Source organism: Epibacterium sp. MM17-32 (assembly GCF_022348205.1).
Lineage (GTDB): Bacteria > Pseudomonadota > Alphaproteobacteria > Rhodobacterales > Rhodobacteraceae > Epibacterium.
This window is the reverse complement of record NZ_JAKRFC010000002.1, coordinates 252,521-278,345: the sequence shown is the minus strand read 5'-3', so window position 1 is coordinate 278,345 and position 25,825 is coordinate 252,521. Positions and strand designations below refer to the sequence as shown.

The following is a 25,825-nucleotide window of genomic DNA, read 5'->3' as shown; positions in this document are numbered from 1 at the left end:
ATTTGTGATCACAGGTTTGGGGGGTGTGATCACATAACTGAAACGCTAAAAAACAGCCGATTCGTGCAGGCATTCCCCGAAGGCGGATGCAGGATGTGCCCGGCGTCAAGAGGCTTCCAGCAACTGGAGGTCACTGTTTGCAGCGGCAGTCGGGGCGGTTTCATGTGGTCGGAATCCGGGCGCCTCTGCACCCTTGGGCGATGTGGGATGGGTGCGTTTCAGGCGACCGCACCCGTCGCCCTGTTGGGGCGATCCCCCGGCCGTCACGGTCTGGGCAGGCGATAGACCTCGACCGCGCGCCCGCAGCTCGGGTCCAGGGTGCGCCGGTCAAATACCAGCCCGAGCTTTTGCATGATGCGCCCGGAGGCGGCGTTTTGGGGTTGGTAGATGCTGACGATCTCCGTGAGGCCGCGCGTCCCGACGCCAAACTCCAGCGCCGCCGTTGCCGCTTCGCTGGCGTAGCCGTGCCCCCAGTGTGCCTTGGCAAACCGCCAGCCGATCTCGACCGCGGGGAGGATCTCCGGAAGGAACCCGGGCCAGGACAACCCGGCAAAGCCGATCAGGTCGTCGGTGGCCTTCGATTGCACCGCGAACAGACCATATCCGCGCTCCGCCCAATGCGCCTCGAAGGATGCGATGCGTCGCGCCGTGTCCTCGGTCGTCAGGGTCGCGCCAGTGCCGATGTAGCGCATGACATCCGGGTTAGCGCAGATCGCGGCAAATGGGGTCAGATCATCCGGTTTCCAGCCACGCAGGAGCAGGCGTCGGGTCTCGATCTCCGGCGGTGTCTGGTGCGGGGGCATGTGCGGGGGCTCCACAATTGCGGTGCAGCGTGACACCGCAGGGACAAGAAAAAAGCGCCCCGGAACAGGGCGCTTTGATCTGTGTTATCGTGTCGTGGCTCAGGCCAGCGAGCTGTCGATGCCCTTGCAGGCGTCCACGAGACCCTTGACCGCGTTCACGGAGGTGTCGAACATGGCCTGCTCTTCCGCGTTCAGGTTGATGTCGACGATGCGCTCGATGCCGCCGGCACCGATCACGGTCGGCACACCGACATACATGCCGTTCAGACCCAGCGCGCCGTCCACATAGGCGGCACAGGGCAGGACGCGCTTCTGGTCCTTCAGGTAGGCTTCGGCCATCTCGATCGCCGAGGTCGCCGGCGCGTAATAGGCAGAGCCGGTTTTCAACAGGCCAACGATTTCGGCGCCGCCATCACGGGTGCGCTGCACGATGGCGTCGAGCTTGTCCTGGGTGGTCCAGCCCATCTTCACCAGATCGGGCAGCGGGATGCCGGCCACGGTGGAGTAGCGCACCGACGGCACCATGGTGTCGCCGTGGCCGCCCAGCACAAATGCGGTGACGTCTTTCATCGAGACGTTGAATTCCTCGGCGAGGAAGTGGCGGAAGCGGGCGCTGTCCAGCACGCCTGCCATGCCGCAGACTTTTTCGTGCGGCAGGCCGGAGAATTCGCGCAGCGCCCAGACCATCGCGTCGAGCGGGTTGGTGATGCAGATCACAAAGGCGTCGGGGGCGTTGTCCCGGATGCCTTCGCCGACGGATTTCATCACCTTGAGGTTGATGCCCAGCAGGTCGTCGCGGGACATGCCCGGCTTGCGCGGCACACCTGCGGTCACGATGCAGACGTCTGCGCCTGCGATGTCGGCATAGTCCTGTGTGCCCTTGAGGCTGGCGTCAAAGCCCTCGGAAGGACCGGATTCGGCAATGTCCAGCGCCTTGCCTTCGGGGGTGCCTTCGGCGATGTCGAACAGAACGACGTCGCCAAGTTCCTTGAGGGCTGCAAGATGCGCGAGGGTGCCACCGATCTGACCTGCGCCGATAAGGGCGATTTTGGGTCGTGCCATGGGATAATCTCTCCGGTCCGGTTGATTTCTGACCCGATGCCTACGGCGTTCGGTGCCGCTTCGCAAGTGTTCTGCGATGCGGCATTTCCGGAGAGGGGTGCTGCTTTGTGTCTGTTTGCGACAACATGTGTTGATTTTGCGAAGGAAGTCGGGCACCGGATGGCGCGGCCGACCCCGCTGCTGCACCCTGACGCTGGCGTCGCGGGGCGCCCCGGCACAGTACGGTGCCGAGACGATACACGCGGTGAGACATCGCTGGTGATGCGGCGAATCGGGGGACCTGCGCATCCCTTATGCCCGGGTTTTGCAGACCCTTCCCTGCACCCAGACCCGCAGCCCCTGACCCCATGTGGCCTTGCCCGAACGCGTCCCCACGCGCGGGGTGGCCTGACCCGAACGCGTCCCCGCGTGCGGGTCGTGGCGGCCGGGTCCGGTGCGATCAGGCGTCGGTGTCCATCGCCGGCAGCGCCTCGGCCAGGACCTCATAGGACTGGCCCGAAGCCACCAGGCAGGTCATGCCGTTGGGAGTGGTGACGGTGATGGTCCAGGAGCCGGTCTCGTTGGAGGCAAATGTCTCCATCACCATGCCCTGCTGGCCCATGCCGATGCTCTGGCGGCTCTCGCCATATTTCTCGGCCAGCCGCTTCACGACCATTTCGCGCGGCGCGCAATTCTGGCTCTGGGCGGTGGCCATCTGGGCGGTCAGGGCCAGGATCAGCCCTGCGGAGAATGTGAACAGCGTCTTCATCATAGGTTTTACCCCTTTCGGAACGGCTCCCCCGGCAGGGCGCCGAACAGGCACCCCGGCGACCTGGGACGGACCGGTTTTCTGGTGACGTAATCATGACTGCGGACCCAAGGCCCACATGGCGCCAGAGCGGAACACCCGCCGGAGAAGAGCGCCGGTATGGTTCAGACTGACAGAGAGGTCCAAAGAACTGGTTAATGGGGCGTTCATGTTGTAATTCAAGCGTTTATCAGATTTCCGATACACGCCGCCTGGATAATTTCTGCGATGCGGCGCAATTCGCCTTGAAATTATTCCGCGTCAAATGTAGCGATTTGGGTAATATTGTGACCTTGTCAGATCTGGAGAGCCCCATGGATCCGCGCGCCCGCCCTCATCGTTCCGTCCTCTATATTCCGGGATCAAAGCCCCGCGCGCTGGACAAGGCCCGCAGCCTGCCGGTGGATGCGATCATCTTTGATCTGGAGGATGCGGTCTCGGTAGAGGAGAAGGACAACGCCCGCGCCACCCTGGCCGAGGCGCTGGCGGCAGGCGGCTATGGCAACCGCGTGAAGATCGTGCGGATCAACGGGCTCGACACCGCATGGGGGCGTGCGGATGCAGAGGCGGCTGCCAACATGGGTTGTGACGCCATCCTCCTGCCGAAGGTGTCTTCGCCCGCCGACCTCGACGCGCTGGCAGAGATCACCGGGGACCTGCCGCTGTGGGCCATGATGGAGACGCCGCAGGGCATGCTGAACGCCGCCCAGATCGCCGCACATCCGCGGCTGCAGGGGCTGGTGATGGGCACCAATGATCTGGCCAAGGACATGCAGACCCGGTTCCGCGCCGATCGCCTGCCGTTGATGAGTGGTCTTGGATTGTGCCTGCTGGCGGCCAAGGCGGCGGGCAAGGTGATCGTCGACGGGGTCTACAACGCCTTCAAGGATGACGCGGGGTTGATGGCGGAATGCGAACAGGGTCGCGACATGGGGTTCGACGGCAAGACATTGATCCACCCGGCGCAGGTGGAGATCGCCAACCGCGCCTTTGCGCCCTCGGAGGCCGAGGTCGATCTGGCCCGCCGCCAGATCGCCGCCTTTGACGCCGCCGCTGCCGCGGGGCAGGGGGTGGCCGTGGTCGATGGCCGCATTGTTGAAAACCTGCATGTTGTGACCGCGCGTGAAATCATCGCGAAAGCAGATGCAATTGCCTCTCTCAGCGGATAGGGCTGTAATCAGGCACCGGTCTGATGTTGGAGAAAGACATGGCACTTCTGATACTTGGCATAATCCTGTGGTGGGCCGCCCACCTGTTCAAACGCCTCGCCCCGGCGCAACGCGCGGCCCTCGGCGACAAGGGCAAGGGGCTGGTGGCGCTGGCGCTGCTGGCGAGCGTGGTGCTGATGGTCATCGGCTATCGCGGCATCGACTACATCCATGTCTGGGCGCCGCCGTCCTTCATGGTGCATATCAACAACGCGCTGATGGTGCTGGCACTGTTCTTCACCAGCCCGGGCCCGCGCAAGGGGCGGCTGTTTCACAAGATGCGCCACCCGATGCTGCTGGGCTTCTCGCTCTGGGCGGTGGCGCATCTGCTGGTCAACGGTGATCTGGCCTCGGTGATCCTGTTCGGGTCGCTGCTGGTCTGGGCCGGGGTCGAGGTCATGGCGATCAACCGCGCCGAGCCGGAATGGACCCCAGGCCCCAAGGGCACCACCGCCAAGGGGCTGATGTTCCTGGCGATTTCCTTCCTGCTGGTCGGTGTGATCGGCTATATCCACGGGCTGATCGGGCCCTCACCATTTCCGGGGTAACACATGAAACTCTATCGTTTCCTGAGCGAGGACGACACCTCTGCCTTCTGCCACAAGGTCACCGAGGCGCTGAACAAGGGTTGGGAGCTCTACGGCAGCCCGACCCAGACCTTTGACCCGGTCAAGGGCATCATGCGCTGCGGCCAGTCGGTGGTGAAGGAGGTGGACGGCACCTATACCCCCGACACCAAGCTGGGGGCGCACTGACATGACCAAGACCAACCGCGGGCGTTTTTTCGAGGACTACCGGCTGGGCGAGGTGATCCGCCACGCGGTGCCACGCACGGTCTCGGGCGGCGAGCGGGCGCTCTATCATGCGCTCTACCCGGCGCGGCATGCGCTCTATTCCTCGGATGAATTTGCCCGCGCGGTTGGTCTTGGTCACGACAAAGGCGCGCCGCTGGATGACCTGGCGGCGTTCCATATCGTCTTTGGCAAGACGGTACCGGATATCTCGCTGAACGCAGTCGCCAATCTGGGCTATGCCGAGGGGCGCTGGCATCTGCCGGTCTATGCGGGCGATACGCTGCGGGCCGAGAGCGAGGTGATCGGGCTCAAGCAGAACTCCAATGGCAAGACCGGGGTGGTCTGGGTGCGCACGCGCGGGCTCAACCAGCGCGACGACTGCGTGCTGGACTATGTGCGCTGGGTGATGGTGCGCAAGGGCAACCTCGACGCCGACGCACCGGAGACCCGGGTGCCGGAGCTGCAACCGGCCCTGACTGCGGCAGACCTGTCGCTGCCGACGGGGCTAGATTTCTCGGCCTATGATTTTGAACTGGCCGGAGAGCCGCACCGCTGGGGCGACTATGCCATCGGCGAGCAGATCGACCACGTCGATGGTGTCACGGTGGAGGAGGCCGAGCATATGCTGGCCACCCGCCTGTGGCAGAACACCGCCAAGGTGCATTTCGACACCACCGCGCGCCCCGATGGCACCCGGCTGATCTATGGCGGTCACGTGATCTCCATGGCGCGGGCGCTGTCGTTCAACGGGCTGGCCAATGCGCAGATGATCGTGGGGCTCAATGGCGGCGCGCATGCAAACCCCTGCGTGTCCGGCACCACGATCCGCGCCTGGTCCGAGGTGCTCGACAAGGCAGAGGCCGACAGGCCCGGCGTCGGAGCGATCCGCTTGCGGCTGGTCGCGACCTCCGGCGGCGCGCCGTTCCAGCTCAGGGGCGCGGATGGCAAATACCTGCCCGAGGTGCTGCTGGATCTCGACTACTGGGCGTTGATGCCTGTCTGAGCTGCCTGTCTGACCCGCGCGTCTGGTCCAGCGGCTGGCATTCAGGCGATGCGCCGGTGCCCCGGCCCGGTAATGACATATGCGCGAGGTCGCGGCCGCGGTCGCGCTTTGATCTTGCCCCCACGGGCCGGTGGCCGCAGTCTCGATCCCATGCGCGATGTGATCCTCTTGGCTGTGAGTGCGGTCGCTGCCCTGTTGCCGGGGAGCGCGCGCGCCTGCGACCTTGCGCTGGTGCTGGCGGTGGATGTCTCCGGCTCTGTCGACCCACGCGAGTATGACCTGCAGATGCAGGGGCTGGCCTTTGCCCTGCGCGACCCGCTGGTCAGCGAGGCCCTGGTGCGGGCAGAGGCGCAGGTGGCGCTGGTGCAATGGAGCGGTATGTCCCGTCAGGCCCTCACCGTGCCCTGGACCGCGGTGCCGGATTTTGTCGCGCTGGAAGGGTTTGCCGATGCGGTGGAACAGAGTTCCCGCAAGTGGCGCAACTACTCCACCGCCATCGGCGAGCTGCTGACCTTTGCCTTGCCGATGTTCGACGCGGTTCCGCAGTGCCGCCGCCGGGTGGTGGATGTGTCGGGCGACGGGCCGTCCAACGAGGGCATCGCCCCGGAGGCACTGCGGGCCCGGCTGACGGCGGCGCGGGTCACCGTCAACGCCATTGCGATCGAGGCCAGCGAGGACGACCTCGCCGCCTATTTCTTCGAACATGTCATCCACGGCCCCGGCGCCTTTGTGGTCTATGCGGACAGTTATGAGGACTACCCGCGCGAAATCCGCAAGAAGCTGCTGCGCGAGGTGGTGAAGCAGACCGCCGGGCTTGCCCGCTGATCCGACCTGACCTGATCCGACCTAACCCGAGCTGACCTGACATGACTGGCGCGGGTCGGCGCGGCGGCGCTCAGGACAGCAGCAGGGCCACCCGCTCCGGCACGTCCTTCAGCATCTGCGCGCGGGTCCATCCGGCCCGGCCGCGGAACATGTAGCCCTGGCGGATGTCGAACAGCAGCGCCGCCCGTTCCCGCGCCGGAAAATCGGGCGGCAGGGTGCCCTTGTCTATTTCGTGCTGAAAGCGGGCCGTCAGCCGCGCCTCGGCCTCGCAGATCGTCTCCTCGACGCGCGCGGCCACGCCCTCCACCTGACCGACCGAGGCCACGACGCTGGAGCTGATAAAGCAGCCCTTGGCGCCGCTGTCATGCTCCGTGGCCGATGTGATGACCGCAACCAGAAAGCCGCGCAGCGCGGTTTCGATGTCCTCTTCGCCCTCCAGCACGACCAGCGGCGTGCAGGCATCTGAGGCGCGGTAGTGGTCGATGGTCTTCAGGTAGAGATCACGCTTGTCGCCAAACGCCGCATAGAGGCTTGGCCCGGTGATCCCCATGGCCCCGGTGAGATCGCGCATCGAGGCGCCATCATAGCCTTTCTCCCAGAACACGGCCATCGCCTTCAGCAACGCCTGATCGTAGTCGAAAGTCCGGGGGCGGCCTAATTTTTTTGTAACAGTCAATATAGAATCCTTGACGCCCTGTGTGTTCGCTACTTATGTATCAATCAATACATATAAGGAGTCCCCGAAATTGACCAGTCCCAAACTTGCCGCCGGAACGGTGTTTCCGGCGATCACCCTTCCTGTGCTTGATGGCGGCACGCGCGACATTTCAACGCCCGCTGCGGGCTTTGACTGGATGCTTGTCGTTGTCTATCGCGGCAAACATTGCCCGCTGTGCACCCAATACCTGCGCCAGCTGAACGACACCCTCGACGATCTGCATGCGCTGGGCGTCGATGTGGTGGCGGTGTCTGCCGACAGTGCCGTCCGTGCCGCCGCCCAGATGGCGGAGGTGAACCCTCGTTACGAGGTGGCCTACGGGTTGTCCGTGGACCAGATGCAGGCGCTCGGCCTCTATGTTTCCGATCCCCGGAACGGGCAGGACGTGTCAGAGCCCTTCGCGGAGCCGGGCCTGTTTGTGCTGAACGAGGATCGGGTGCTGCAAATCATCGACATCTCGAACGTGCCCTTTGCCCGCCCGGATCTGGCCTGGATCGCCAAGGGCATCGGGTTTCGTCGTGGCCCCATGAAGGCCGCGCCTGTCAACGGCACCTATGCCGCCTAAAACGGAGACCCCCATGACACAGACCCCCGAGCAAGCCCTGCATGACAAGGTGCAGGACCTGATGACCTTCGGCACCAGCGCCAATATGGCAGAGCTGGACAGGATCTATCACGACGACATCGTGGTCATGGATCTGAGCATCGACGGCCGTCTCGTCACCCTGGACAAGCAGGGTTTCATGGCGCTGATCGGCGAGTCCTTCAAGGACAAGATCCCCGAAGAGCACATGTGGTCGAAGATCCACAGCCTGACGGTGAGCGGTGATCGCGGCCATGTGCTGATCTCCCGCAAGATCCCGGTGGGCGGTCCCAGGATGCATATTGATCTCAGCATCGACTTTGTGTTCGAGGCAGGACGCTGGCAGGTGACGCGAGAGGTCAACTTCAGCCGCCCGGATGCCGACGCAGCCTGACACCAAGGCAACCTGACACCAAAGCCGCCTGACCGCGAGGGCGCGGATCAGCGCGCGGATCAGATACCGAGGCCGGCAGCATGTGACCCTGCCGGCCTTTGCGCGCGGGCGCCGGGCTTGCGATCGCAAGCCGCTCTGGCAGCGCTGCGTGGCCCGGGTCAGCACCGGATCTGTGGCAGGTGGTCCGGTCCCGGGGGGATCGGGAATGCCTCTGCCTTGCATGGGCGGTGCTGATTCTGACTGTTCTACTTGGGATCGGAGTTTGTGATCACAGCAATCTGGCTTGTGATCACAACGTGGAGAAATTGCCACAAACGGCAGCGTTAACAGGCGATTTTTACCACTCGTTTGCGTGACAGTGCGCAAAAATAGGCTAAAACGTCGTCAGCTAACCGGAAAGGAGCCAACATGGCCGATGTCAATCGGGGCAACCGCCCGCTATCGCCCTTTATGATTGGGCCGTACTACCGGCCGCAGCTTACCTCCATCTCCTCCATCATGGTCCGGATCACCGGCATTGCCTCGCTCGGGGCGGCGTTGCTGGTGGTGTGGTGGTTGCTGGCGGCTGCGACCTCCGCGTCGTCCTTTGCAGTGATCGACGGGCTCTTGCGCAGCTTTGTCGGCGACATTGTGCTGCTGCTCGCAAGCTGGGCGATCTTCTACCACATGCTGGGCCGCCTGCGGCACGTGATCTGGGACTTCGGCTACTGCCTTGAGGTCGCCACCTCCGAAAAGATGGCGCGCGGCATGTTCGTGGGCGCAACCGTGCTGGCGATCCTCGCCGCCATCGTGCTGTAAGGAGATCTGACATGCGATTTCTGACTGACCGTAAGCGCGCCGAAGGTCTGGGCGCAGGGGGCACCGGCACCCATCACCACTGGCAGATGATGGTCACCTCGATCCTGCTGGTTGTTCTGGTTCCGGCCTTTGTGATCACCTTTGGCCTCGGCCTTGGCGGCACCTACGAAGAGGTTCTGGCCTATTACGCCCGGCCGCTTCCCGCCATCATCACCGGGCTGACCCTTGTGGTCGGCGTCATTCACCTGATGCGCGAAACGCAGGTCGCGGTGGAGGACTATGTGCACGGGCTGGCCGGTAAACTGCTGCTGATCGCCGTGGCGGCGTTTTCCTACACCCTGATTGCCGCGGGGCTGTTTGCCCTCGTCAAGCTCGCCCTCTGATCCGCGCGAAGGACACGATACAAATGACAACAGCATATGAATATGAAACCCACGACTATGACGTGGTGGTTGTCGGTGCCGGTGGTGCGGGTCTGCGCGCCACCCTCGGCATGGCAGAGCAAGGCCTGCGCACCGCCTGTGTGACCAAGGTGTTCCCGACCCGCTCGCACACCGTGGCCGCACAGGGTGGCATCGCCGCCTCGCTGGGCAACATGGGGCCCGACAGCTGGCAGTGGCACATGTATGACACCGTCAAGGGCTCCGACTGGCTGGGTGACACGGATGCGATGGAATACCTCGCCCGCGAAGCGCCCAAGGCTGTCTATGAGCTTGAACACTACGGCGTGCCCTTCTCGCGCACCGAGGAAGGCAAGATCTACCAGCGTCCCTTCGGCGGCCACACCACCGAGTTTGGCGAAGGCCCGCCGGTGCAGCGCACCTGTGCCGCCGCCGACCGCACCGGCCACGCGATCCTGCACACGCTCTATGGTCAGAGCCTCAAGCAGAAGGCCGAGTTCTACATCGAGTATTTCGCCATCGACCTGATCATGTCCGAGGACGGGCAGTGTCAGGGTGTGGTGTGCTGGAAGCTTGATGACGGCACCATGCATGTCTTTAACGCCAAGATGGTGGTGCTGGCGACCGGCGGTTATGGCCGGGCCTATTTCTCGGCAACCTCGGCCCATACCTGCACCGGCGACGGTGGCGGCATGGTGGCGCGCGCAGGTCTGCCGCTTCAGGATATGGAGTTTGTGCAGTTCCACCCGACCGGCATCTACGGCTCCGGCTGTCTGATCACCGAGGGCGCGCGGGGCGAAGGCGGCTACCTGACCAACTCCGAAGGCGAGCGGTTCATGGAGCGCTATGCGCCCAACTACAAGGACCTCGCGCCACGCGACTATGTCTCGCGCTCCATGACCATGGAGATCCGTGAGGGGCGCGGTGTCGGCGCAGACGGCGACCATATCCACCTGAACCTCTCCCACCTTCCGGCCGAGGCCCTGGCGGAGCGTCTGCCGGGGATCTCCGAGTCTGCGAAGATCTTTGCCGGTGTCGACGTCACCAAAGAACCGATCCCGGTTCTGCCGACCGTGCACTACAACATGGGTGGTATCCCGACGAACTATTGGGGTGAGGTGCTGAACCCGACCGAGGACAACCCGACCGGCGTCGTGCCGGGTCTGATGGCCGTGGGTGAGGCGGGCTGTGCCTCGGTGCATGGTGCCAACCGTCTCGGCTCCAACTCCTTGATTGACCTGGTGGTCTTTGGTCGTGCGTCGGCCATTCGCGCCGGCAAGGTGGTGGACCCAGAGGCGCCGAACCCGGTGCTGAACCAGGCGTCGATCGACAAGGCGTTTGACCGCTTTGACGGGCTGCGCAACGCCAAGGGCGGCACGCCCACCGCAGAGTTGCGTCTGGAAATGCAGCGCACCATGCAGGCGGATGCGGCGGTGTTCCGCACCGACAAGACCCTCAAGGAAGGCGTCGGCAAGATGGAGGCAATCGCCGCCAAGCTTGACGATCTCCACGTCACCGATACCTCGCTGGTGTGGAACTCCGACCTGATGGAGACGCTGGAGCTGACCAACCTGATGCCCAACGCGCTGGCGACCATCGTCGGGGCCGAGGCGCGCAAGGAAAGCCGTGGTGCCCATGCGCATGAGGATTACGCCGAGCGCGACGATGACAACTGGCGCGTGCACACCGTGGCGCGGGTTGAGGGCAACAAGACCACCCTCAGCTATCGTCCGGTGATCGTTGATCCGCTGACCAATGAGGACGAAGGCGGCATCAGCCTCAAGACCATCGCGCCGAAGGCACGGACCTTCTAAATGAGCGTTGCGCCTCCTCGAATCTTGTGCGTCGGCACGCATCACAAGACGGGTACCGTCTGGATGCGGCGTGTCTGGCGTTTGATCGGGGAGGCGCTCGATATTCCTTTCGTGCCGGTTCACAATCCGGCCAGATGGAAAAAAATCCCGCAGACGGGGCGTGCGATTGTGGTGAACTGGGCCGGGGCCTTTGCGCCGGAGCTGTTCGACAATCCAGAAGCAAGGTTCCTGCACATCATCCGCGATCCGCGCGATGTGTTGTTGTCCGGGGCGCGGTACCACGAAAACAGTCCCGGCCGGCAAGAGAGGTTCCTGCATGGCCCGCGCGAGGATCTTGGTGGCAAGAGCTATCAGGAACACCTGCAGGCGCTGCCTGATCCGGCGGCCAAGCTGGATTTCGAGATGCAGAATATGCATCTGAAAACACTGAATGAAATGCTCGCTTGGCCCTATGGGCATGACCGCGCGATGGATCTGCGCTATGAGGATCTGATTGCGGATCAGGACTGCGCGATCTTTATTGGCGTGTTGCGTTTCTTCGGCTTCAGCGAGGCCGAAATCGAAACCGCGCGGCAGATCTACTATGACAATTCGCTGTTTGGCGGCCTGAGTTCCGAGAGCGGCGTCGGGCGCACCGCGACCCATGTCTCCTCGGGCAAGGCGCGCCAGTGGCCGTCCAAGCTGCCGCGCGCCGCCGCAGAGCGCTATCTGGAGTGTCATGGCGACGATCTGATCACGCTGGGCTATGAGAGCGACAAGGACTGGCTGTCGCGGCTGGAAACCGACCAACAGGCAGAGGCCGCAAGCGCCCCTTTTGCGCAGGCGGCAGGGGGGATGGCATGACCTCTGTCGCAGCCCTCGCCACCGTCGAAAATGTCTGGAGCGCCCTTGGCATTGCGCCCGCATCGGCGTTGCGGATGACCGGCATGCGCCGATCCGGCAACCATGCGATTGCCAATTGGCTGCAACGCAACGCGGATCATGCGTTGTTTTTGAACAATTGCCGCCCCGGTCATGACCCGCTGCGCAACCACAATGGCATCGAGGTCTCGGGCCAGCGATATGATGGCAGCCTGCGGGATGCCGCGGCAGGGGCAGGTGACGGGGCGTTGTTGCTGCTCTCTTACGAGGACACGCTGCATCTGCGTTTTGACAGCAAGGACAACCTGTCTGGCCCCTATAAAAGCACCAGTTTCGACGGCGATCTGCTGATTTACCGCAGCTTCCTCAATTGGAGCGCGTCGCTGTTGAAAAAGCTGCAACGCAATGAAACCTACCGGTCTGCGGATCGCATGGCGGTGATGGCGCGGGCGCTGGCGACCTATGGCGATCTCCTGGCCGAAGTGCTGGAGGCCGACAGCGCCGCACGCTGCGCGATCTGCTATGACGACTGGGCGACGGATGCGGATTATCGGGCGCGGGTGCTGACCGATCTGGGCCTGCCGGTGCGGGACAACACCCTCGGCGCGGTGCAGGGCTATGGCGGTGGATCCAGCTTTGACGCGGGCAGCCCGGAGGCCGGAGGCCTGCGCGTCACGGCACGCTGGCAGGCGATGGCGCCGGACCCGGAGTATCGCGCGCTGCTGCGCGTGGCGGTATTGGACCGCAGTTTCATGGACCGGCTTGCGGCCCTCTTTCCTGCGGATGCGGCGCGGATGACGCGTGTTGCGGCGCAGCCCGATTTTGACCCGGAGGTGCTGACGTGAGCCTCCGCCCCGACACATCGCGCAGATCCTGCGCCCCGCATGACGCCCGGATCGCTCCGGGCCCAGCCCTCTCCCCGCGCGCGCTGCCCCTTGCAGCCGTGGCGGGCAGCTAAGCAAGGAGACACGATCATGGTCGAATTCGCACTTCCGAAAAACTCCAAGATCACCACAGGCAAGACCTGGCCCAAGCCAGAAGGCGCAACCAATGTCCGCAAGTTCCAGATCTATCGCTGGAACCCGGATGACGGCAAGAACCCGTCCGTGGATACCTATTTCCTCGACATGGACAAATGCGGCCCGATGGTTCTGGACGCGCTGATCAAGATCAAGAACGAGATCGACCCGACGCTGACCTTCCGCCGCTCCTGCCGCGAGGGGATCTGTGGGTCCTGTGCGATGAACATCGACGGGATCAACACGCTGGCCTGTATCTATGGTCTCGACGAGGTGAAGGGCGACGTGAAGATCTACCCGCTGCCGCATATGCCGGTGGTGAAGGACCTGATCCCGGATCTGACGCATTTCTATGCCCAGCATGCCTCGATCATGCCGTGGCTGGAAACCAAGACCAACCGCCCCGCCAAGGAGTGGAAACAGTCCATCGAGGACCGCAAGAAACTCGATGGTCTCTATGAATGCGTGATGTGCGCGTCCTGCTCCACCTCCTGCCCGAGCTATTGGTGGAACGGCGATCGCTACCTCGGCCCCGCCGCGCTGCTGCACGCCTATCGCTGGATCATCGACAGCCGGGACGAGGCCACCGGAGAGCGCCTGAACCAGCTGGAAGACCCCTTCAAGCTCTACCGCTGCCACACCATCATGAACTGCGCCAAAACCTGCCCCAAGGGTCTTAATCCCGCCAAGGCGATCGCGCATATCAAGAAGATGATGGTCGAACGCACCGTTTGATCCGGGACCGGTAGGTTGCATGAATTGCCCCGTAGCCCAGAGCGGCTGCGGGGTTTTTGTTTGCCTGACCTCACGGGATCAGAGAACGGCCCCCGAGCCTGGGTGGGGGTGAAGCCCCCTCCCGGGGGGAGGGTCGGGGGCTGTTCGGCCTATCGGCCTAACGGGTCCTCCCGTGAAGGAAGAATAGGCGGCCGCCCATCAAGGCGGAGGATCGGATGGGGTGGAAAGCCCCATGTCCGAAAGTGAGCTCGGATCGGACCCTGCCTGCACCCAATGAGGGGGTGGTCTCTGGCGGGCCGGTCTCCTGGTCTTTGGGTGTGTCGCGACCCGCCCAGTGTGCCACAGAGATCTGAAGCCCGGGACAATGCCGCGTGCGCTTCCCCCGCAACAGGGCAGGGGGCACCGGTGCGCGGCAGACCATGCGACCCGGCGCCACATCTGCACGGGATGCATGGCGTGCTTGCAAAACAAGGGGATGCGGCACCGCGGCGGGGCGCCTAGATTGGCGGTCGAGGGAGACGCAGACACCGACAACCCGAGAGGTTCCCCAATGACATCCCCCCTGTCCGCCCCGCAGATCCTTGCCGATGCCGCCGTTGCAGTGGCGACCGACGCCCTGGCCGTGCTGGAAGACAGCTGGGCCTACTACAGCCCGGAGCCGCCGGTGACCCTGCACGAGGTGGAGGCACCGCAGGACGGCGTCGTCGCCTATTACGAGGCCGCCTGACGCGCCAGTCCCCGCGCCCCGACTGCCGTGGTGCGACCAACGGTCTGGCCGGCTGGTGCGCTGCGGGCTGCAGGGTCCGATGCGCGTCGCGGTTCAAAACACCAGCGCCATGGCTTGCGTCCCCCGGGGCGCTGCCTCTAGATGCGGCATATGCCTGTTCTTCTGATCCTCCTCCTGCTGGGCACGCTGACCTATCTCTACTGGCGGCGTCGCACCACCACGCTGACGCGCAACTGCCGCTGGCGACAGGACCGCCGCGCCGGCGGCTGGCGCTGTGCCTTCTGCGGAGCGGTCGAGGGCGGTCCCGGCGCTCCGCTGCACTGCCGCCGCGGCCAGGGCCGGGGCTGACCCCGGCGCTCGGCTGCGGCAGTTGACACGCCGCCCCGTCAGGGGCGGCGCCGGGCCCAACGCTTTGCCCGGCATCTGTGATGCAGGGTCAAAGGGGCGGGAGCGCCCCCGGCGAATGCGACGACCATATCCGGAGACCCCGTCGTTTGTTCTCGGTGAGGCGAAGTTCCGCGAAAAGCTCAATAATGCAATTTTCCGCCATGCCGATCCTGCCTTGGTGTCTAACCAATCGCTTTGGCAAGAACTCTCAGGTACTTGCTGTATACCTGAATCTTAAACTCTTCTTGGCGCTTAGATGGACTCAGATGAATTTGCTTCAATTGTCTTAGGCAACCCAGTGAACCGGGCTATCTTGGAGCGTCTGCCTTACACAGGGCTCAATGATGTTTGGTTGGTGTCCGGATGTCTTTTCCAGACCGTCTGGAATAGAAAGACCGGGCGCACACCCGGTTATGGGATCAAAGATTACGACCTGTTTTATTTCGATGACAGTGACCTATCATGGGAAGCTGAGGACGCCGCAATTCGCCAAGCCATGCAGGCACTTGCCGGTATTGACGCAGAGATAGAAATTCGAAATCAAGCACGGGTCCATCTATGGTACCCGGACAAATTTGGCGTGCCTTACGACCCGTTGCAACGAGCGACCGACGGCATCGACCGCTTTCTTGCGACAGCTTGCATGTTCGGCGTCGCGGGATCGGCTGATGGTATCGCGAACGTATATGCCCCCAAAGGCTTCGCGGACCTCGATCACTTAGTTATCAGACCGAATTCACTTCCCTACTTCGACGCGGAAACTTACGAAAACAAGGCACAGCGCTGGCAAACGCTCTGGCCGGAACTTCGTGTCCAAAGCATTGGCTGATAGCTTACTCAACTTGCGTGGAGGTTCGCTTCCTCCCGCATCCTCCCAGTTCATGCGCGCTCTCGCGCAGGGCGGCTGTTGTGCCAACGTGAGGGGACTCTCGGGGATGCGATGTGGTCGGCCGCGTGGGACTTGCGGCTGTTTGAAGGCTGCAAAGTCGCAGATGGCAGTGAGGGATGCGCCGCCGGGATGCGTCACCCAGGCCGGTTCCCCGTGGCGCGCGCCCGCAGGCGGAGCCATGCAGAAAAGAAATATCTTCCTTGCAGAAATTGGTGCTTGATCGACTCGAGGTTTTGCCTGATACGCGCGCTCAAGACGCCAACGCACGCGCCTCTGTCGAAAGGGTTCACAGCCCTAGGGTTACGTAGCGACGGTAACGTCTCTGATGGAACTGAGCGGTCATATATGGCCGGGTCTTTTGGAGATGACCATGAATGTAAATGTGACCGGGCCTGCTGCCCGCGACGACGCACACCCTGTCCCCCGCCACCTGCACTATATCGCCAACACCCGGTTCGAGCGCCCGACGCTGGTCATCGACAGCGAGGCCGTGGCGCGTCAGTACGTGGGTCTTGCCCGTGGTCTGGGGCGGGCGCGTATCCACTACGCCGTCAAGGCCAACCCGGCGCCGGAAATCCTGCGCCGTCTCTGCGCGCTGGGGTCGAATTTCGATGCCGCCAGCCGCGCCGAGATCGAGATGTGCCGCGCTGCCGGTGCCTCTGCTGCGCGCATCACCTTTGGCAACACCATCAAGAAACCCGCAGACATCGCATTTGCGCACGCATTGGGGATCACCCATTATGCGGCGGACGCGGTGGAAGAGCTGGAGAAACTCGCCGAGCACGCACCGGGCGCACATATCTGCATTCGAATCCTCGTTGAGGCGTCTTCTGCCGATTGGCCGCTGAGCCGCAAATTCGGCTGCGCGCCGGATATGGCGGTGGGGCTGATGGACCGCTGTGTGGCGCTGGGTCTGGTGCCACATGGGCTATCGTTCCATGTCGGCTCGCAGACCCGCGAGCCTGAGATGTGGGAGCCGATCCTCGATCAGGTTGCCGACGTCTGGCAAGCGGCCCGTGCGGCAGGCCACGACCTCAAGCTCCTGAACATCGGGGGCGGTTTCCCGGCAGGCTATCGCAATGCGGTGATGGCGCCGCAGGATTATGCCGCCGCGGTCATGAAACGGGTGAATGCCTGCTTCCCCGATGCGGCTGAGGTGATGGCGGAGCCGGGCCGCGGACTGGTGGCCGAAGCCGGTGCGATCGCTGCCGAGGTGATGCTGGTGTCGCGCAAGCACGAGAGTGACCTGCACCGCTGGGTTTACCTCGACATTGGCAAGTTCTCCGGTCTTGCGGAAACCATGGACGAGGCGATCCGCTACAAGATCACCACCGACCGCGACCATGAGACCATGGGTGCCTGTGTGCTGGCGGGGCCGTCCTGTGACAGTGCCGATGTGCTTTATGAAAAGCAGCCCGTTCAGCTGCCGCTGGGGCTGAAATCCGGCGACCGCGTGGTGATCCACTCTTGTGGGGCCTATACCACCACCTATGCGTCGATCGGCTTCAACGGCTTCCCGCCGCTGGATGTTGTGGTGCTCTGAGGTCATCAGGACGCTGAGACGCCCCTAGGCGCGTGAACCGTCGTCCGGGTGCTGTCCTTGTTCTGTTAAGCCATGTATCAGGTAGAAAACAGAACAGGGAGACCCGCGCAGAATGTCCGACACCCAATTCCCCATCCCCGCCGACGCAGACACCCGCCGTGCGGTGCCGCCGGTGATTTGCTATCCGAACGAGACCCTGCCAAAGCCCGATCTGACGCTCTACCGCGCGGCACGGGACGGCGCGGAAAAGGTCGCAGAGGTCACCGTGCCGCCGCGTGAAGCGGCCACCTTTGAGGTCGCCGCCGGGCAGTTTTTCCGTATCTCCTCCATTGTGGGGCCGCAGGTCGGGGATCTGAACCTGTGGAACCGGAATGATATTTCCGAGCGGTTCTTTTCCGGCAAGACCCGCGCCCTGCATGGCACCCATGTCACCACGGGCGAGCGGCTGTGGTCGAACCTGCCTTATATGCGCCCGATGGCGACGATCATTGCCGATACGCTGGAGTGGTACGGCATCGATGCCTATGGCGGCTCCGTGCATGATGTGATTGGCACGCGATGTGACCCCTACACCGGCAATCTGCTGCAAGGCAGCCAGTATCACCATTGCTGCCATTCAAACCTGACCCGGGCGCTGGCCGATCACCTTGGCCTGTCGCTGGCGGAGGCGGAACCGCATGTGCATGACGTGCTGAACGTCTTTATGTGCACTGGTTTTACCCGCGATACCGGCCAGTATTTCATGAAAGCAAGCCCGGTGCGCCCGGGCGATTACCTGGAGTTTTTTGCCGAGATCGACCTCCTTGGCGCCATGAGCGCCTGCCCGGGCGGGGATTGCTCGGCCGAGCATTCCAGCGATACGGCGGCCTGCCATCCGATGCTGGTGGAGGTCTTCGCCCCCAAAGAGGGCAGCCTGGCCGCGTGGCACAGCCCCGCACTCAACGGCTATGACCGCAGCCACGGACGCTGAGCACGCCCGGCTTCCAATAGACAGGCTGCCAATATAAAGGGCTGCCAATAACAAAGGGCCGCCCGCGCTGGCGGCCCTTTGTTTGTTTTCTGCGCGGGCCGGGGCTGGTGAGTGGTACAGTCCCGATCCCGCTGTGGCGTCACCTCAGGTGAAGGCAGCGGCGAGGGCGATTTCGACCATCTCGCCAAAGCTGCGCTCCCGCTCCTCGGACGGGAGGGCCTCGCCGGTTTGCAGGTGGTCCGACACGGTCAAGACCGCCAATGCGCGGCGACCGTGGCGGGCGGCCAGCGTATAAAGCTCCGCCGCTTCCATCTCCACGCCCAGCACACCATGGCGGACCATCTGTTCGTTCAGGTCCGGGCGCTCGTCATAGAAGGTGTCAGAGGAATAAATACCCCCGACATGCGGGGTCAGCCCCTGCGCCTCGGCGGCCTGTACTGCGTTGCGCAGCAGCGACCAGTCGGCCGTTGGCGCAAAGTTCACGTCCTTGAAAATGCTAGAGGAGGGCGTGTTGACGCTGGTTGCGGTCATCGCGACGATGACATCGCGCACCTTGACGTGGGGTTGCATGCCGCCACAGGATCCGATCCGGATCAGCGTCTTGGCATCGAAGTCCCGGATCAGCTCGTTGGCATAGATCGACAGCGATGGCATGCCCATGCCGCTGCCCTGGATCGAGACCCGATGCCCCTTCCACGTGCCGGTGAACCCGAGCATGCCGCGGACCTCGTTGACGAGGCGCACATCACTCAGAAAGGTCTCCGCTGCCCATTTCGCACGATAAGGATCGCCCGGCATGAGCACGGTTTCGGCGAAATCGCCCTTTTCTGCTCCAATATGAACTGTCACTTATTGCGATCCCGGTTCAGATTTCGAGTTCAGAAATATCAACGCCTTTGCTCAGGGCGGCATGCACCCAATGCGGTTTGCGGCCACGGCCTGTCCACGTTTCGTCCGGATTTTCCGGATTGCGGTATTTCGGCGTCGCCTTTGATTTCCGCGCCGCCCCCTTGTTGGGCGATGTCAGGACTTCATCCAGCGAAAAACCATATTCCGCCGCAGCCTTTTCAACGGCCTTCAGGGCCTCGGTGCGTTCGCGTTGCTCGGCATCTTTCAGTGCTTTTTCAACGTCCTTCTGGAGCTGAAGCAGCTCCTTGCGGGACATCTCGGTCAGGTCAAGAGACATTGTTTTACTCCGTAGATTAGTGGCCACGGATCAAAATCCGGGCTAACGCTCTTATTGCCCGAATTCTGGATGCTATTCAGCATCTAATTTTCATTTTTTTGTTTTTTGGCGAAATTCAGCGGAGCGTGAATTAAACTGAAGAGTTTGCACCTGCCAGTTCTACGATATCCATCATGATCGAATTCAACTCGAAATTCTTCGGGGTGTAGACCCGCGCCACCCCCATGTTCAGCAGTTTCTTTGCATCTTCGTCGGGAATAATCCCGCCCACAACAACCGGAACATGAGTGAGCCCGGCGTCGCGCAATTGCGTCAGGGTGTCTTCAACCAGCGGCAAATGGCTGCCCGACAGTATCGAAAGGCCAACAACGTGGGCGCCGTCCTGACGCGCACTGGCGACAAGTTCCTGCGGCGTGAGGCGAATACCGTCATATGTGATGTCCATTCCGCAATCACGGGCGCGAAAGGCGATCTGCTCGGCGCCGTTGGAATGACCGTCCAGACCGGGCTTGCCGACCACGAATTTCAGCCGCCGTCCCAGCTGGTCGGAGACCGCATTCACCGCGTCCCGCAGGTCGTCCAGCCCTTCGGTCTTGTTGGAGACGGAGGCCGAGACCCCGGTGGGGCCGCGATAGGTGCCATAGGCCTTGCGCATCTCTTCGGCCCATTCTCCGGTGGTGACACCGGCCTTGGCGGCGCGAATCGATGCGGGCATGATGTTGGCGCCGGTGCTGGCGGCCTCGCGGAGCCCGGCAAGCGCGGCGGTGACCTCGGCCGTGTCGCGGTTCCTGCGCCAGTCCTCAAGGCGCGCGATCTGGTCGGCCTCCACCGCCGGGTCGACGGTCATGATGCCGCCATCCTCGGTCTGCAGCGGCGAGGGTTCGCCCTCGGTCCATTTGTTGACGCCGACCACCACGGTTTCGCCGGCCTCGATCCGGTTCAGGCGTTCGGCGTTGGCGTCCACGAGGCGGGATTTCATGTACTCGATGGAGGCAACCGCGCCGCCCATACCCTCCAGCGTGGCAAGCTCGGCGCGGGCGCCGTCCTTCAGCGCCTCGACCTTGGCATCCACCACCGGGTTGCCATCAAAGAGGTCGCCGTATTCCAACAGGTCGGTCTCATAGGCGAGGATCTGTTGCATCCGCATCGACCACTGCTGATCCCAGGGGCGCGGCAGGCCAAGGGCCTCGTTCCACGCGGGCAGTTGCACCGCGCGGGCACGGGCCTTTTTCGACAGCGTCACGGCGAGCATTTCGATCAGGATGCGGTAAACGTTGTTCTCAGGCTGCTGCTCGGTCAGCCCGAGCGAGTTCACCTGCACGCCGTAGCGGAAGCGGCGGAACTTGGGGTCCTCGACCACGTAGCGTGTCAGGCAGATCTCGTCCCAGAGGTCCACAAAGGCGCGCATCTTGCACATCTCGGTCACGAAGCGGATGCCTGCGTTTACGAAGAACGAGATACGCCCGACCAGCGCCGGGAAGTCCGCGGCGGGCACGCGGGGTTTCAGCTCGTCCAGCACCGCCTGCGCGGTGGCGAGCGCAAAGGCCAATTCCTGTTCCGGCGTCGCGCCAGCCTCTTGCAGGTGGTAGGAACAGACGTTCATCGGGTTCCATTTGGGCACGTTTGTATAGCAGTACTCCGCCACATCCGCGATCATCTTGAGGCTGGGAGCCGGGGGGCAGATGTAGGTGCCGCGGCTGAGGTATTCCTTGATCAGGTCGTTCTGCACCGTGCCCTGAAGTTTGGAGACGTCCGCGCCCTGTTCTTCGGCCACCGCAATATAGAGGCTGAGCAGCCAGGGCGCGGTGGCGTTGATGGTCATCGAGGTGTTCATCTGTTCCAGCGGGATCTGGTCGAACAGGCTGCGCATGTCGCCCAGGTGCCCCACCGGCACGCCGACCTTGCCCACCTCGCCACGCGCCAGCACGTGGTCGCTGTCATAGCCGGTCTGGGTGGGCAGGTCGAAGGCCACGGACAGGCCGGTCTGCCCCTTGGCAAGGTTGGCGCGATAGAGCGCGTTGGACGCGGAGGCGGTGGAATGGCCCGCATAGGTGCGGATCAGCCAGGGCCGGTCCCGGCTGGGGGCTTCGGGGCGGTCTTTCTGCGCGAGCGACATGGCGGGCCTCGTGAATCATCGAGTGAGCAATAAAGTTACGTTGAGGTGATCTAAACTGGAATTATGCTACCTTGTCAATTCGCCGCGTTGCGGCAATTGCTGCACTGCGACTTTTGCGACCGCAGAAGATGCGCGGTTGCAGTTGTGCCGAGAGGCGGGCGCAGTAAGAGTGCGGGTATGACGCAGACTGTTGAACTTCCTCTTTGGGCTTTTGTGCTGATCCTGCTGTTTGCGGCGGTGACATTTGCGTCGCATTTCCTGTTTCCCTCGGTGCGCTGGTTCTTTCGCCGCCGGCTGGAACGGGCAGTGGCGCGGCTCAATCAGCGGCTGGAGCGTCCGATCGAACCGTTCAAGCTGGCGCGCCGCTACGATATGATCCAGCGGCTGATCTATGACCCGCAGGTGGCGCAGGCGGTCTCGGACCATGCGGCCGCAAAGGGCATCCCGGAAAACGTCGCCTTTGAGGAGGCGCGGCGCTACGCGCGCGAGATCGTGCCGTCCTTTTCGGCGTTCACCTATTTCAGTTTTGCGATCCGGGCGGCGCGGCTGCTGTCGAACGCGATCTACCGGGTGCGATTGGGCAGTTACGACGAGGGGCTTTTGAAGGCCATCGACCGTGACGCCACCGTGGTTTTTGTGATGAACCACCGCTCCAACATGGATTACGTGCTGGTGACCTATCTGGTCGCCAAACGCTCGGCCCTGTCCTACGCGGTGGGTGAATGGGCGCGGGTCTGGCCGCTGAGCCGGCTGATCCGGGCGATGGGAGCCTATTTCATCCGGCGCAAATCGCAAAATGCGCTCTACCGGGCGGTGCTGGCGGCTTATGTGCGGCTGGCCACGCGGGCGGGGGTGACGCAGGCGATGTTTCCCGAAGGGGGCCTGAGCCTCACGGGGGCGATGGCCCCGCCCAAACATGGCTTGCTCAAATACATCGTGGATGGCAGCGCCGAGGTGGGCAAGGACGTGGTCTTTGTGCCGGTGGCGCTGAATTATGACCGGGTGCTGGAAGACAAGATCCTGATCCGGGCGGCGCAGACCGGCGACCGGCGGTTCCGGGCGCGGATCGGCGCGGTGATGCTGCGTTTGCTGCGGCAATTCTGGCTCTGGCTGACCGGGCGGTATCAGCATGCAGGGCAGGCGGCGGTGAGCTTTGGCCGCCCGCTCAGCGTTAGCGAACTGCCGCAGACCTCTCGTGAAGATCGCGCGCGGATGCTGTCGACCGAGCTGATGCGCCGGATCGGAGAGGTGGTGCCGGTGCTGCCAGTGCCGATGGTCAGCTATCTCTTGTTGCAACGCGGCGCGATGAGTGAGGCGGCACTCCTACAGGCCCTGCGCGAAACCGTGGCGCGGATGCCGTTGGCCAGCATTCATTTGCCCGAACACGCCCATGATGTGGCGATCCGGAGCGCGGTGCTGCAGATGCGCAGGCGCGGGCTGATCCGCACATCCGGGGGGCTGGTCACCCCGGAGCGGGCCCAGATCGACATGCTGCGCTACTACGCCAACTCCATTGCCCATCTGGTGCCCGCTGCCCTGGAGCCGCCTCCCGAAACGGAGGCTGTTTCTGCGGGCGCAAAAGGAAATTCTGCATCCGCTGGGTCATAAAATTACAAATAGGCAATGACAGGGGTTGCTTTATTACCTTTCCGTTCGTACTCCTTGGGGGAGAACGGCGCGATTCTGCGTTGCAGAACCACTGCGCCGAGAGAGATCGAGACCAAGGGAGGCCGACATGGCTCTGGACACGCAGGACGGCATGATGACCTACGACGCACCGCAAAAAGACCTCTATGAAATGGGGGAAATTCCCCCGATGGGCTATGTGCCCAAGAAGATGTACGCCTGGGCGATCCGCAAGGAACGCCATGGCGAGCCGGATACTGCGATGCAGCAGGAAGTGGTCGATGTGCCCACCCTCGACAGCAACGAAGTGCTGGTTCTGGTGATGGCGGCGGGCGTGAACTACAATGGCGTCTGGGCCGCACTCGGCCAGCCGATCAGCCCCTTTGACGGCCATAAAGCCCCCTATCATATCGCCGGTTCCGATGCCTCGGGCATTGTCTGGGCCGTGGGGGACAAGGTGAAGCGCTGGAAGGTCGGCGACGAGGTGGTGATCCACTGCAATCAGGACGACGGCGATGACGAGGAGTGCAACGGCGGTGATCCGATGTATTCCACCAGCCAGCGGATCTGGGGCTATGAAACCCCCGATGGCTCCTTTGCCCAGTTCACCAATGTGCAGGCCCAGCAGCTGATGCCGCGGCCCAAGCATCTGACCTGGGAGGAAAGCGCCTGCTACACGCTGACGCTGGCCACCGCTTATCGGATGCTGTTCGGCCACGAGCCGCACGACCTGAAGCCGGGCCAGAACGTGCTGGTCTGGGGCGCTTCCGGTGGGCTGGGGTCCTATGCGATCCAGCTGATCAATACCGCCGGGGCCAATGCGATCGGCGTGATCTCGGACGAGAGCAAGCGCGAGTTCGTCATGAGCCTGGGCGCAAAAGGCGTGCTCAACCGCAAGGATTTCAACTGCTGGGGACAGCTTCCCACCGTCAATACGCCGGAATATGCGGAATGGTTCGGCGAGGCCCGCAAGTTCGGCAAGGCGATCTGGGAGATCACCGGCAAGGGCAATAACGTCGACATGGTGTTCGAACACCCCGGCCAGGCGACCTTTCCGGTGTCGACCTTCGTGGTGAAGAAGGGCGGTATGGTGGTGATCTGCGCGGGCACCTCCGGCTTCAACTGCACCTTCGACGTGCGCTACATGTGGATGCACCAGAAACGTCTGCAAGGCAGCCATTTTGCGCATCTCAAGCAGGCCTCGGCGGCGAACAAGCTGATGATCGAGCGCCGTCTGGATCCGTGTATGTCCGAGGTCTTTACCTGGGCGGATCTGCCGGCGGCGCATATGAAGATGCTGCGCAACGAGCACAAGCCCGGCAATATGTCGGTGCTGGTGCAGGCGCCGAGGACCGGGCTGCGCACCCTCGAAGAGGTTCTGCACGGCTAGGCGCCTCGCCCGTCCCGGAGCACGGGGCCGGAGACTGCAGCAAAACGTGACCCGGTCGCCACGCGCGGCCGGGTTTTATCATTTTGATAGGTTTTCGTCGTCGAACTAGAGAGGATTGTTCTGATACAACTGACGGACGAGGATAGGGATCAGTGAGATTTCTCACGGGCCGGAGTGGGCCGGGCCGGAGGTTGCACTATCATTACGCCAAGTTTGAACTGTGCGCAGATCCCGTGTTCTGCAGGACCGTGTTCTGAAGGACATGGCGCGCGCGTGGAGCGGCGCAGACCGGCGTCCAATGCCCGGCGCCGCGGGGCACGCCGTGCCACGCGGCGGGTTCCGGATGGGACGGCTGCGGCGGTGCAATGCGTCGGGAGTAGGTACGAGAGAGAATGGTGAGACGTCAGACCCTGAACACAACTCTCGAATTGATCGAGAGCGCAGCCAACCTCGAAGAGATCGGCGAGGTGATGGATCGGTTCCGCTCTCAGATCGACGTGGATCATGTCTTTTATCGCTGGGTGGATCGCTGCGGCAGCATCTATGGCTGTTCCACCCTGCCGACCGCCTGGCAGGACCGCTATTCCGCGATGTCATACCACCGGATCGATCCGGTGGCGGTGGGCTGCTATACTGCGGTTCATCCCGTCGATTGGCGGGATCTGGACTGGTCGTCGCGACTGGCGGCGGCCTATCGCAAGGATTCCCTTGCCTTTGGGATGGGCAGCCAGGGCTATAGCGTGCCGGTGCGTGGACCGGCGGGGCAATATGCCATTTTCAGTGTCAGCAAGACCTGCGATGGCGATGTCTGGGACAAGTTCACCCGCAAACATGGCCGTGATCTGATCCTGGTGGCGCATTACGTGAACCGGCGGGCGCTGGATTTCGAAATGGCCTATTATCCGCTGCCCGAACAGCCCCTGTCGCTGCGCGAGATCGAGGCGCTGAGCCTGCTGGCCGAGGGGCGCAGCCGGGCGCGTGTGGCGGAGGCGTTGGAGATTTCGGAGCATACGCTGCGGGTCTATATCGAAGGGGCGCGCGGCAAGTTGCAAGCCCAGAACACCACGCATGCGGTGGCCCGGGCGATCACCATGGGGCTGATCGCGGTGTGATCCTGCCGGGGGCAGCGGGGTGGAACTTCTGCCGTTGCGATGCGCCTTCCCACTGGTGCCCTCTGGCGTGCGGC

Annotated in this window: 28 protein-coding genes; 21 read left to right on the top strand and 7 right to left on the bottom strand. The window is 63.2% G+C overall.

Annotated elements, in window-relative coordinates:
• Positions 1-263 precede the first annotated feature (263 nt).
• From MHM88_RS04295 to MHM88_RS04285, 3 genes are all read right to left on the bottom strand, one after another.
• Positions 264-803 (bottom strand): GNAT family N-acetyltransferase, encoded by a 540-nt coding sequence (locus MHM88_RS04295; RefSeq protein WP_239360375.1) that lies wholly within the window; start codon positions 801-803, stop codon positions 264-266.
• Positions 804-902: 99 nt separating this feature from the next.
• Entirely contained in the window at positions 903-1,865 is a 963-nt protein-coding gene (gene mdh, locus MHM88_RS04290; RefSeq protein ID WP_239318763.1) for a malate dehydrogenase, read from the bottom strand.
• A 439-nt stretch (positions 1,866-2,304) separates the two neighbouring features.
• The gene (locus MHM88_RS04285) at positions 2,305-2,616 is read right to left on the bottom strand and encodes a hypothetical protein (protein ID WP_239318764.1); all 312 of its coding nucleotides are present in this window, start codon (positions 2,614-2,616) and stop codon (positions 2,305-2,307) included.
• Positions 2,617-2,966: 350 nt separating this feature from the next.
• Here MHM88_RS04285 and MHM88_RS04280 point away from each other — a divergent pair, with 350 nt between their 5' ends.
• From MHM88_RS04280 to MHM88_RS04260, 5 genes are all read left to right on the top strand, one after another.
• Positions 2,967-3,821: a CoA ester lyase gene (locus tag MHM88_RS04280; RefSeq protein ID WP_239360373.1), complete on the top strand. Its 855-nt coding sequence runs from the start codon at positions 2,967-2,969 to the stop codon at positions 3,819-3,821.
• A gap of 38 nt (positions 3,822-3,859) precedes the next feature.
• The gene (locus MHM88_RS04275) at positions 3,860-4,408 is read left to right on the top strand and encodes an NnrU family protein (RefSeq protein ID WP_239360371.1); all 549 of its coding nucleotides are present in this window, start codon (positions 3,860-3,862) and stop codon (positions 4,406-4,408) included.
• Between the two features lie 3 nt (positions 4,409-4,411).
• Positions 4,412-4,615, top strand: a complete 204-nt coding sequence (locus MHM88_RS04270; protein WP_068240441.1) for a DUF1737 domain-containing protein — start codon at positions 4,412-4,414, stop codon at positions 4,613-4,615.
• A 1-nt stretch (position 4,616) separates the two neighbouring features.
• On the top strand, positions 4,617-5,657 hold the full coding sequence (locus MHM88_RS04265; protein WP_239360369.1) for a MaoC family dehydratase: 1,041 nt from the start codon (positions 4,617-4,619) through the stop codon (positions 5,655-5,657).
• 150 nt (positions 5,658-5,807) lie between these two features.
• Entirely contained in the window at positions 5,808-6,482 is a 675-nt protein-coding gene (locus MHM88_RS04260) for a DUF1194 domain-containing protein (protein ID WP_239318774.1), read from the top strand.
• 70 nt (positions 6,483-6,552) lie between these two features.
• Here the strand turns inward: MHM88_RS04260 and MHM88_RS04255 are convergent, their stop codons facing one another.
• Positions 6,553-7,158, bottom strand: coding sequence for a TetR/AcrR family transcriptional regulator (locus tag MHM88_RS04255; protein WP_239360367.1), 606 nt, complete (start codon positions 7,156-7,158; stop codon positions 6,553-6,555).
• Positions 7,159-7,228: 70 nt separating this feature from the next.
• Here MHM88_RS04255 and MHM88_RS04250 point away from each other — a divergent pair, with 70 nt between their 5' ends.
• The 13 genes from MHM88_RS04250 (at position 7,229) to MHM88_RS04190 (ending at position 18,321) form a co-directional block, all read left to right on the top strand.
• Positions 7,229-7,765, top strand: coding sequence for a redoxin domain-containing protein (locus MHM88_RS04250; RefSeq protein WP_239360365.1), 537 nt, complete (start codon positions 7,229-7,231; stop codon positions 7,763-7,765).
• Between the two features lie 13 nt (positions 7,766-7,778).
• A complete protein-coding gene (locus MHM88_RS04245) occupies positions 7,779-8,177 on the top strand; it encodes a hypothetical protein (protein ID WP_239360363.1) in 399 nt (132 codons plus the stop codon).
• 408 nt (positions 8,178-8,585) lie between these two features.
• Positions 8,586-8,975 carry a succinate dehydrogenase, cytochrome b556 subunit gene (gene sdhC / locus MHM88_RS04240; RefSeq protein WP_239360361.1) on the top strand — a complete coding sequence of 130 codons (390 nt, stop codon included), beginning with the start codon at positions 8,586-8,588 and terminating at the stop codon, positions 8,973-8,975.
• An 11-nt stretch (positions 8,976-8,986) separates the two neighbouring features.
• Positions 8,987-9,358: a succinate dehydrogenase, hydrophobic membrane anchor protein gene (gene sdhD, locus MHM88_RS04235; protein WP_239360359.1), complete on the top strand. Its 372-nt coding sequence runs from the start codon at positions 8,987-8,989 to the stop codon at positions 9,356-9,358.
• A gap of 23 nt (positions 9,359-9,381) precedes the next feature.
• Positions 9,382-11,190, top strand: coding sequence for a succinate dehydrogenase flavoprotein subunit (gene sdhA / locus MHM88_RS04230; RefSeq protein ID WP_239360347.1), 1,809 nt, complete (start codon positions 9,382-9,384; stop codon positions 11,188-11,190).
• A complete protein-coding gene (locus MHM88_RS04225) occupies positions 11,191-12,033 on the top strand; it encodes a sulfotransferase domain-containing protein (RefSeq protein WP_239360335.1) in 843 nt (280 codons plus the stop codon).
• Positions 12,030-12,896, top strand: a complete 867-nt coding sequence (locus MHM88_RS04220) for a hypothetical protein (RefSeq protein ID WP_239360333.1) — start codon at positions 12,030-12,032, stop codon at positions 12,894-12,896. The genes MHM88_RS04225 and MHM88_RS04220 overlap by 4 nt, the downstream gene beginning before the upstream one ends.
• A gap of 129 nt (positions 12,897-13,025) precedes the next feature.
• Positions 13,026-13,805, top strand: a complete 780-nt coding sequence (locus MHM88_RS04215; RefSeq protein ID WP_239360331.1) for a succinate dehydrogenase iron-sulfur subunit — start codon at positions 13,026-13,028, stop codon at positions 13,803-13,805.
• 550 nt (positions 13,806-14,355) lie between these two features.
• Positions 14,356-14,532: a hypothetical protein gene (locus tag MHM88_RS04210; protein WP_239360329.1), complete on the top strand. Its 177-nt coding sequence runs from the start codon at positions 14,356-14,358 to the stop codon at positions 14,530-14,532.
• Positions 14,533-14,682: 150 nt separating this feature from the next.
• Entirely contained in the window at positions 14,683-14,880 is a 198-nt protein-coding gene (locus tag MHM88_RS04205) for a hypothetical protein (RefSeq protein WP_239360327.1), read from the top strand.
• Positions 14,881-15,175: 295 nt separating this feature from the next.
• Positions 15,176-15,748, top strand: coding sequence for a nucleotidyltransferase family protein (locus MHM88_RS04200; RefSeq protein WP_239360325.1), 573 nt, complete (start codon positions 15,176-15,178; stop codon positions 15,746-15,748).
• 385 nt (positions 15,749-16,133) lie between these two features.
• Positions 16,134-17,351, top strand: coding sequence for a type III PLP-dependent enzyme (locus tag MHM88_RS04195; protein WP_239360323.1), 1,218 nt, complete (start codon positions 16,134-16,136; stop codon positions 17,349-17,351).
• A gap of 112 nt (positions 17,352-17,463) precedes the next feature.
• A complete protein-coding gene (locus MHM88_RS04190) occupies positions 17,464-18,321 on the top strand; it encodes a DUF1989 domain-containing protein (protein ID WP_239360321.1) in 858 nt (285 codons plus the stop codon).
• A gap of 144 nt (positions 18,322-18,465) precedes the next feature.
• Here the strand turns inward: MHM88_RS04190 and deoD are convergent, their stop codons facing one another.
• The 3 genes from deoD to MHM88_RS04175 all read right to left on the bottom strand — a co-directional run bounded on the left by deoD (position 18,466) and on the right by MHM88_RS04175 (position 21,623).
• Positions 18,466-19,170 carry a purine-nucleoside phosphorylase gene (gene deoD, locus MHM88_RS04185; protein ID WP_239318806.1) on the bottom strand — a complete coding sequence of 235 codons (705 nt, stop codon included), beginning with the start codon at positions 19,168-19,170 and terminating at the stop codon, positions 18,466-18,468.
• Positions 19,171-19,186: 16 nt separating this feature from the next.
• Positions 19,187-19,507: an H-NS family nucleoid-associated regulatory protein gene (locus MHM88_RS04180; protein ID WP_239318808.1), complete on the bottom strand. Its 321-nt coding sequence runs from the start codon at positions 19,505-19,507 to the stop codon at positions 19,187-19,189.
• A 130-nt stretch (positions 19,508-19,637) separates the two neighbouring features.
• Positions 19,638-21,623: a protein meaA gene (locus tag MHM88_RS04175; RefSeq protein WP_239360319.1), complete on the bottom strand. Its 1,986-nt coding sequence runs from the start codon at positions 21,621-21,623 to the stop codon at positions 19,638-19,640.
• Positions 21,624-21,800: 177 nt separating this feature from the next.
• Here MHM88_RS04175 and MHM88_RS04170 point away from each other — a divergent pair, with 177 nt between their 5' ends.
• From MHM88_RS04170 to MHM88_RS04160, 3 genes are all read left to right on the top strand, one after another.
• The gene (locus tag MHM88_RS04170; protein ID WP_239360317.1) at positions 21,801-23,231 is read left to right on the top strand and encodes a 1-acyl-sn-glycerol-3-phosphate acyltransferase; all 1,431 of its coding nucleotides are present in this window, start codon (positions 21,801-21,803) and stop codon (positions 23,229-23,231) included.
• Between the two features lie 127 nt (positions 23,232-23,358).
• Entirely contained in the window at positions 23,359-24,639 is a 1,281-nt protein-coding gene (gene ccrA / locus MHM88_RS04165) for a crotonyl-CoA carboxylase/reductase (protein ID WP_239318822.1), read from the top strand.
• Positions 24,640-25,031: 392 nt separating this feature from the next.
• Complete coding sequence (locus MHM88_RS04160; protein ID WP_239360309.1) at positions 25,032-25,751, top strand: autoinducer binding domain-containing protein; 720 nt, start codon at positions 25,032-25,034, stop codon at positions 25,749-25,751.
• Positions 25,752-25,825 lie beyond the last annotated feature (74 nt).

Bases quoted from the DNA above. Each gene is read 5' to 3' on its own strand.
- MHM88_RS04295 (WP_239360375.1), bottom strand. From the start codon at position 803: ATGCCCCCGCACCAGACACCGCCGGAGATCGAGACCCGACGCCTGCTC.
- mdh (WP_239318763.1), bottom strand. From the start codon at position 1,865: ATGGCACGACCCAAAATCGCCCTTATCGGCGCAGGTCAGATCGGTGGC.
- MHM88_RS04285 (WP_239318764.1), bottom strand. From the start codon at position 2,616: ATGATGAAGACGCTGTTCACATTCTCCGCAGGGCTGATCCTGGCCCTG.
- MHM88_RS04280 (WP_239360373.1), top strand. From the start codon at position 2,967: ATGGATCCGCGCGCCCGCCCTCATCGTTCCGTCCTCTATATTCCGGGA.
- MHM88_RS04275 (WP_239360371.1), top strand. From the start codon at position 3,860: ATGGCACTTCTGATACTTGGCATAATCCTGTGGTGGGCCGCCCACCTG.
- MHM88_RS04270 (WP_068240441.1), top strand. From the start codon at position 4,412: ATGAAACTCTATCGTTTCCTGAGCGAGGACGACACCTCTGCCTTCTGC.
- MHM88_RS04265 (WP_239360369.1), top strand. From the start codon at position 4,617: ATGACCAAGACCAACCGCGGGCGTTTTTTCGAGGACTACCGGCTGGGC.
- MHM88_RS04260 (WP_239318774.1), top strand. From the start codon at position 5,808: ATGCGCGATGTGATCCTCTTGGCTGTGAGTGCGGTCGCTGCCCTGTTG.
- MHM88_RS04245 (WP_239360363.1), top strand. From the start codon at position 7,779: ATGACACAGACCCCCGAGCAAGCCCTGCATGACAAGGTGCAGGACCTG.
- sdhC (WP_239360361.1), top strand. From the start codon at position 8,586: ATGGCCGATGTCAATCGGGGCAACCGCCCGCTATCGCCCTTTATGATT.
- sdhD (WP_239360359.1), top strand. From the start codon at position 8,987: ATGCGATTTCTGACTGACCGTAAGCGCGCCGAAGGTCTGGGCGCAGGG.
- sdhA (WP_239360347.1), top strand. From the start codon at position 9,382: ATGACAACAGCATATGAATATGAAACCCACGACTATGACGTGGTGGTT.
- MHM88_RS04225 (WP_239360335.1), top strand. From the start codon at position 11,191: ATGAGCGTTGCGCCTCCTCGAATCTTGTGCGTCGGCACGCATCACAAG.
- MHM88_RS04220 (WP_239360333.1), top strand. From the start codon at position 12,030: ATGACCTCTGTCGCAGCCCTCGCCACCGTCGAAAATGTCTGGAGCGCC.
- MHM88_RS04215 (WP_239360331.1), top strand. From the start codon at position 13,026: ATGGTCGAATTCGCACTTCCGAAAAACTCCAAGATCACCACAGGCAAG.
- MHM88_RS04210 (WP_239360329.1), top strand. From the start codon at position 14,356: ATGACATCCCCCCTGTCCGCCCCGCAGATCCTTGCCGATGCCGCCGTT.
- MHM88_RS04205 (WP_239360327.1), top strand. From the start codon at position 14,683: ATGCCTGTTCTTCTGATCCTCCTCCTGCTGGGCACGCTGACCTATCTC.
- MHM88_RS04200 (WP_239360325.1), top strand. From the start codon at position 15,176: ATGGACTCAGATGAATTTGCTTCAATTGTCTTAGGCAACCCAGTGAAC.
- MHM88_RS04195 (WP_239360323.1), top strand. From the start codon at position 16,134: ATGGAACTGAGCGGTCATATATGGCCGGGTCTTTTGGAGATGACCATG.
- MHM88_RS04190 (WP_239360321.1), top strand. From the start codon at position 17,464: ATGTCCGACACCCAATTCCCCATCCCCGCCGACGCAGACACCCGCCGT.
- MHM88_RS04180 (WP_239318808.1), bottom strand. From the start codon at position 19,507: ATGTCTCTTGACCTGACCGAGATGTCCCGCAAGGAGCTGCTTCAGCTC.
- MHM88_RS04175 (WP_239360319.1), bottom strand. From the start codon at position 21,623: ATGTCGCTCGCGCAGAAAGACCGCCCCGAAGCCCCCAGCCGGGACCGG.
- MHM88_RS04170 (WP_239360317.1), top strand. From the start codon at position 21,801: ATGACGCAGACTGTTGAACTTCCTCTTTGGGCTTTTGTGCTGATCCTG.
- ccrA (WP_239318822.1), top strand. From the start codon at position 23,359: ATGGCTCTGGACACGCAGGACGGCATGATGACCTACGACGCACCGCAA.
- MHM88_RS04160 (WP_239360309.1), top strand. From the start codon at position 25,032: ATGGTGAGACGTCAGACCCTGAACACAACTCTCGAATTGATCGAGAGC.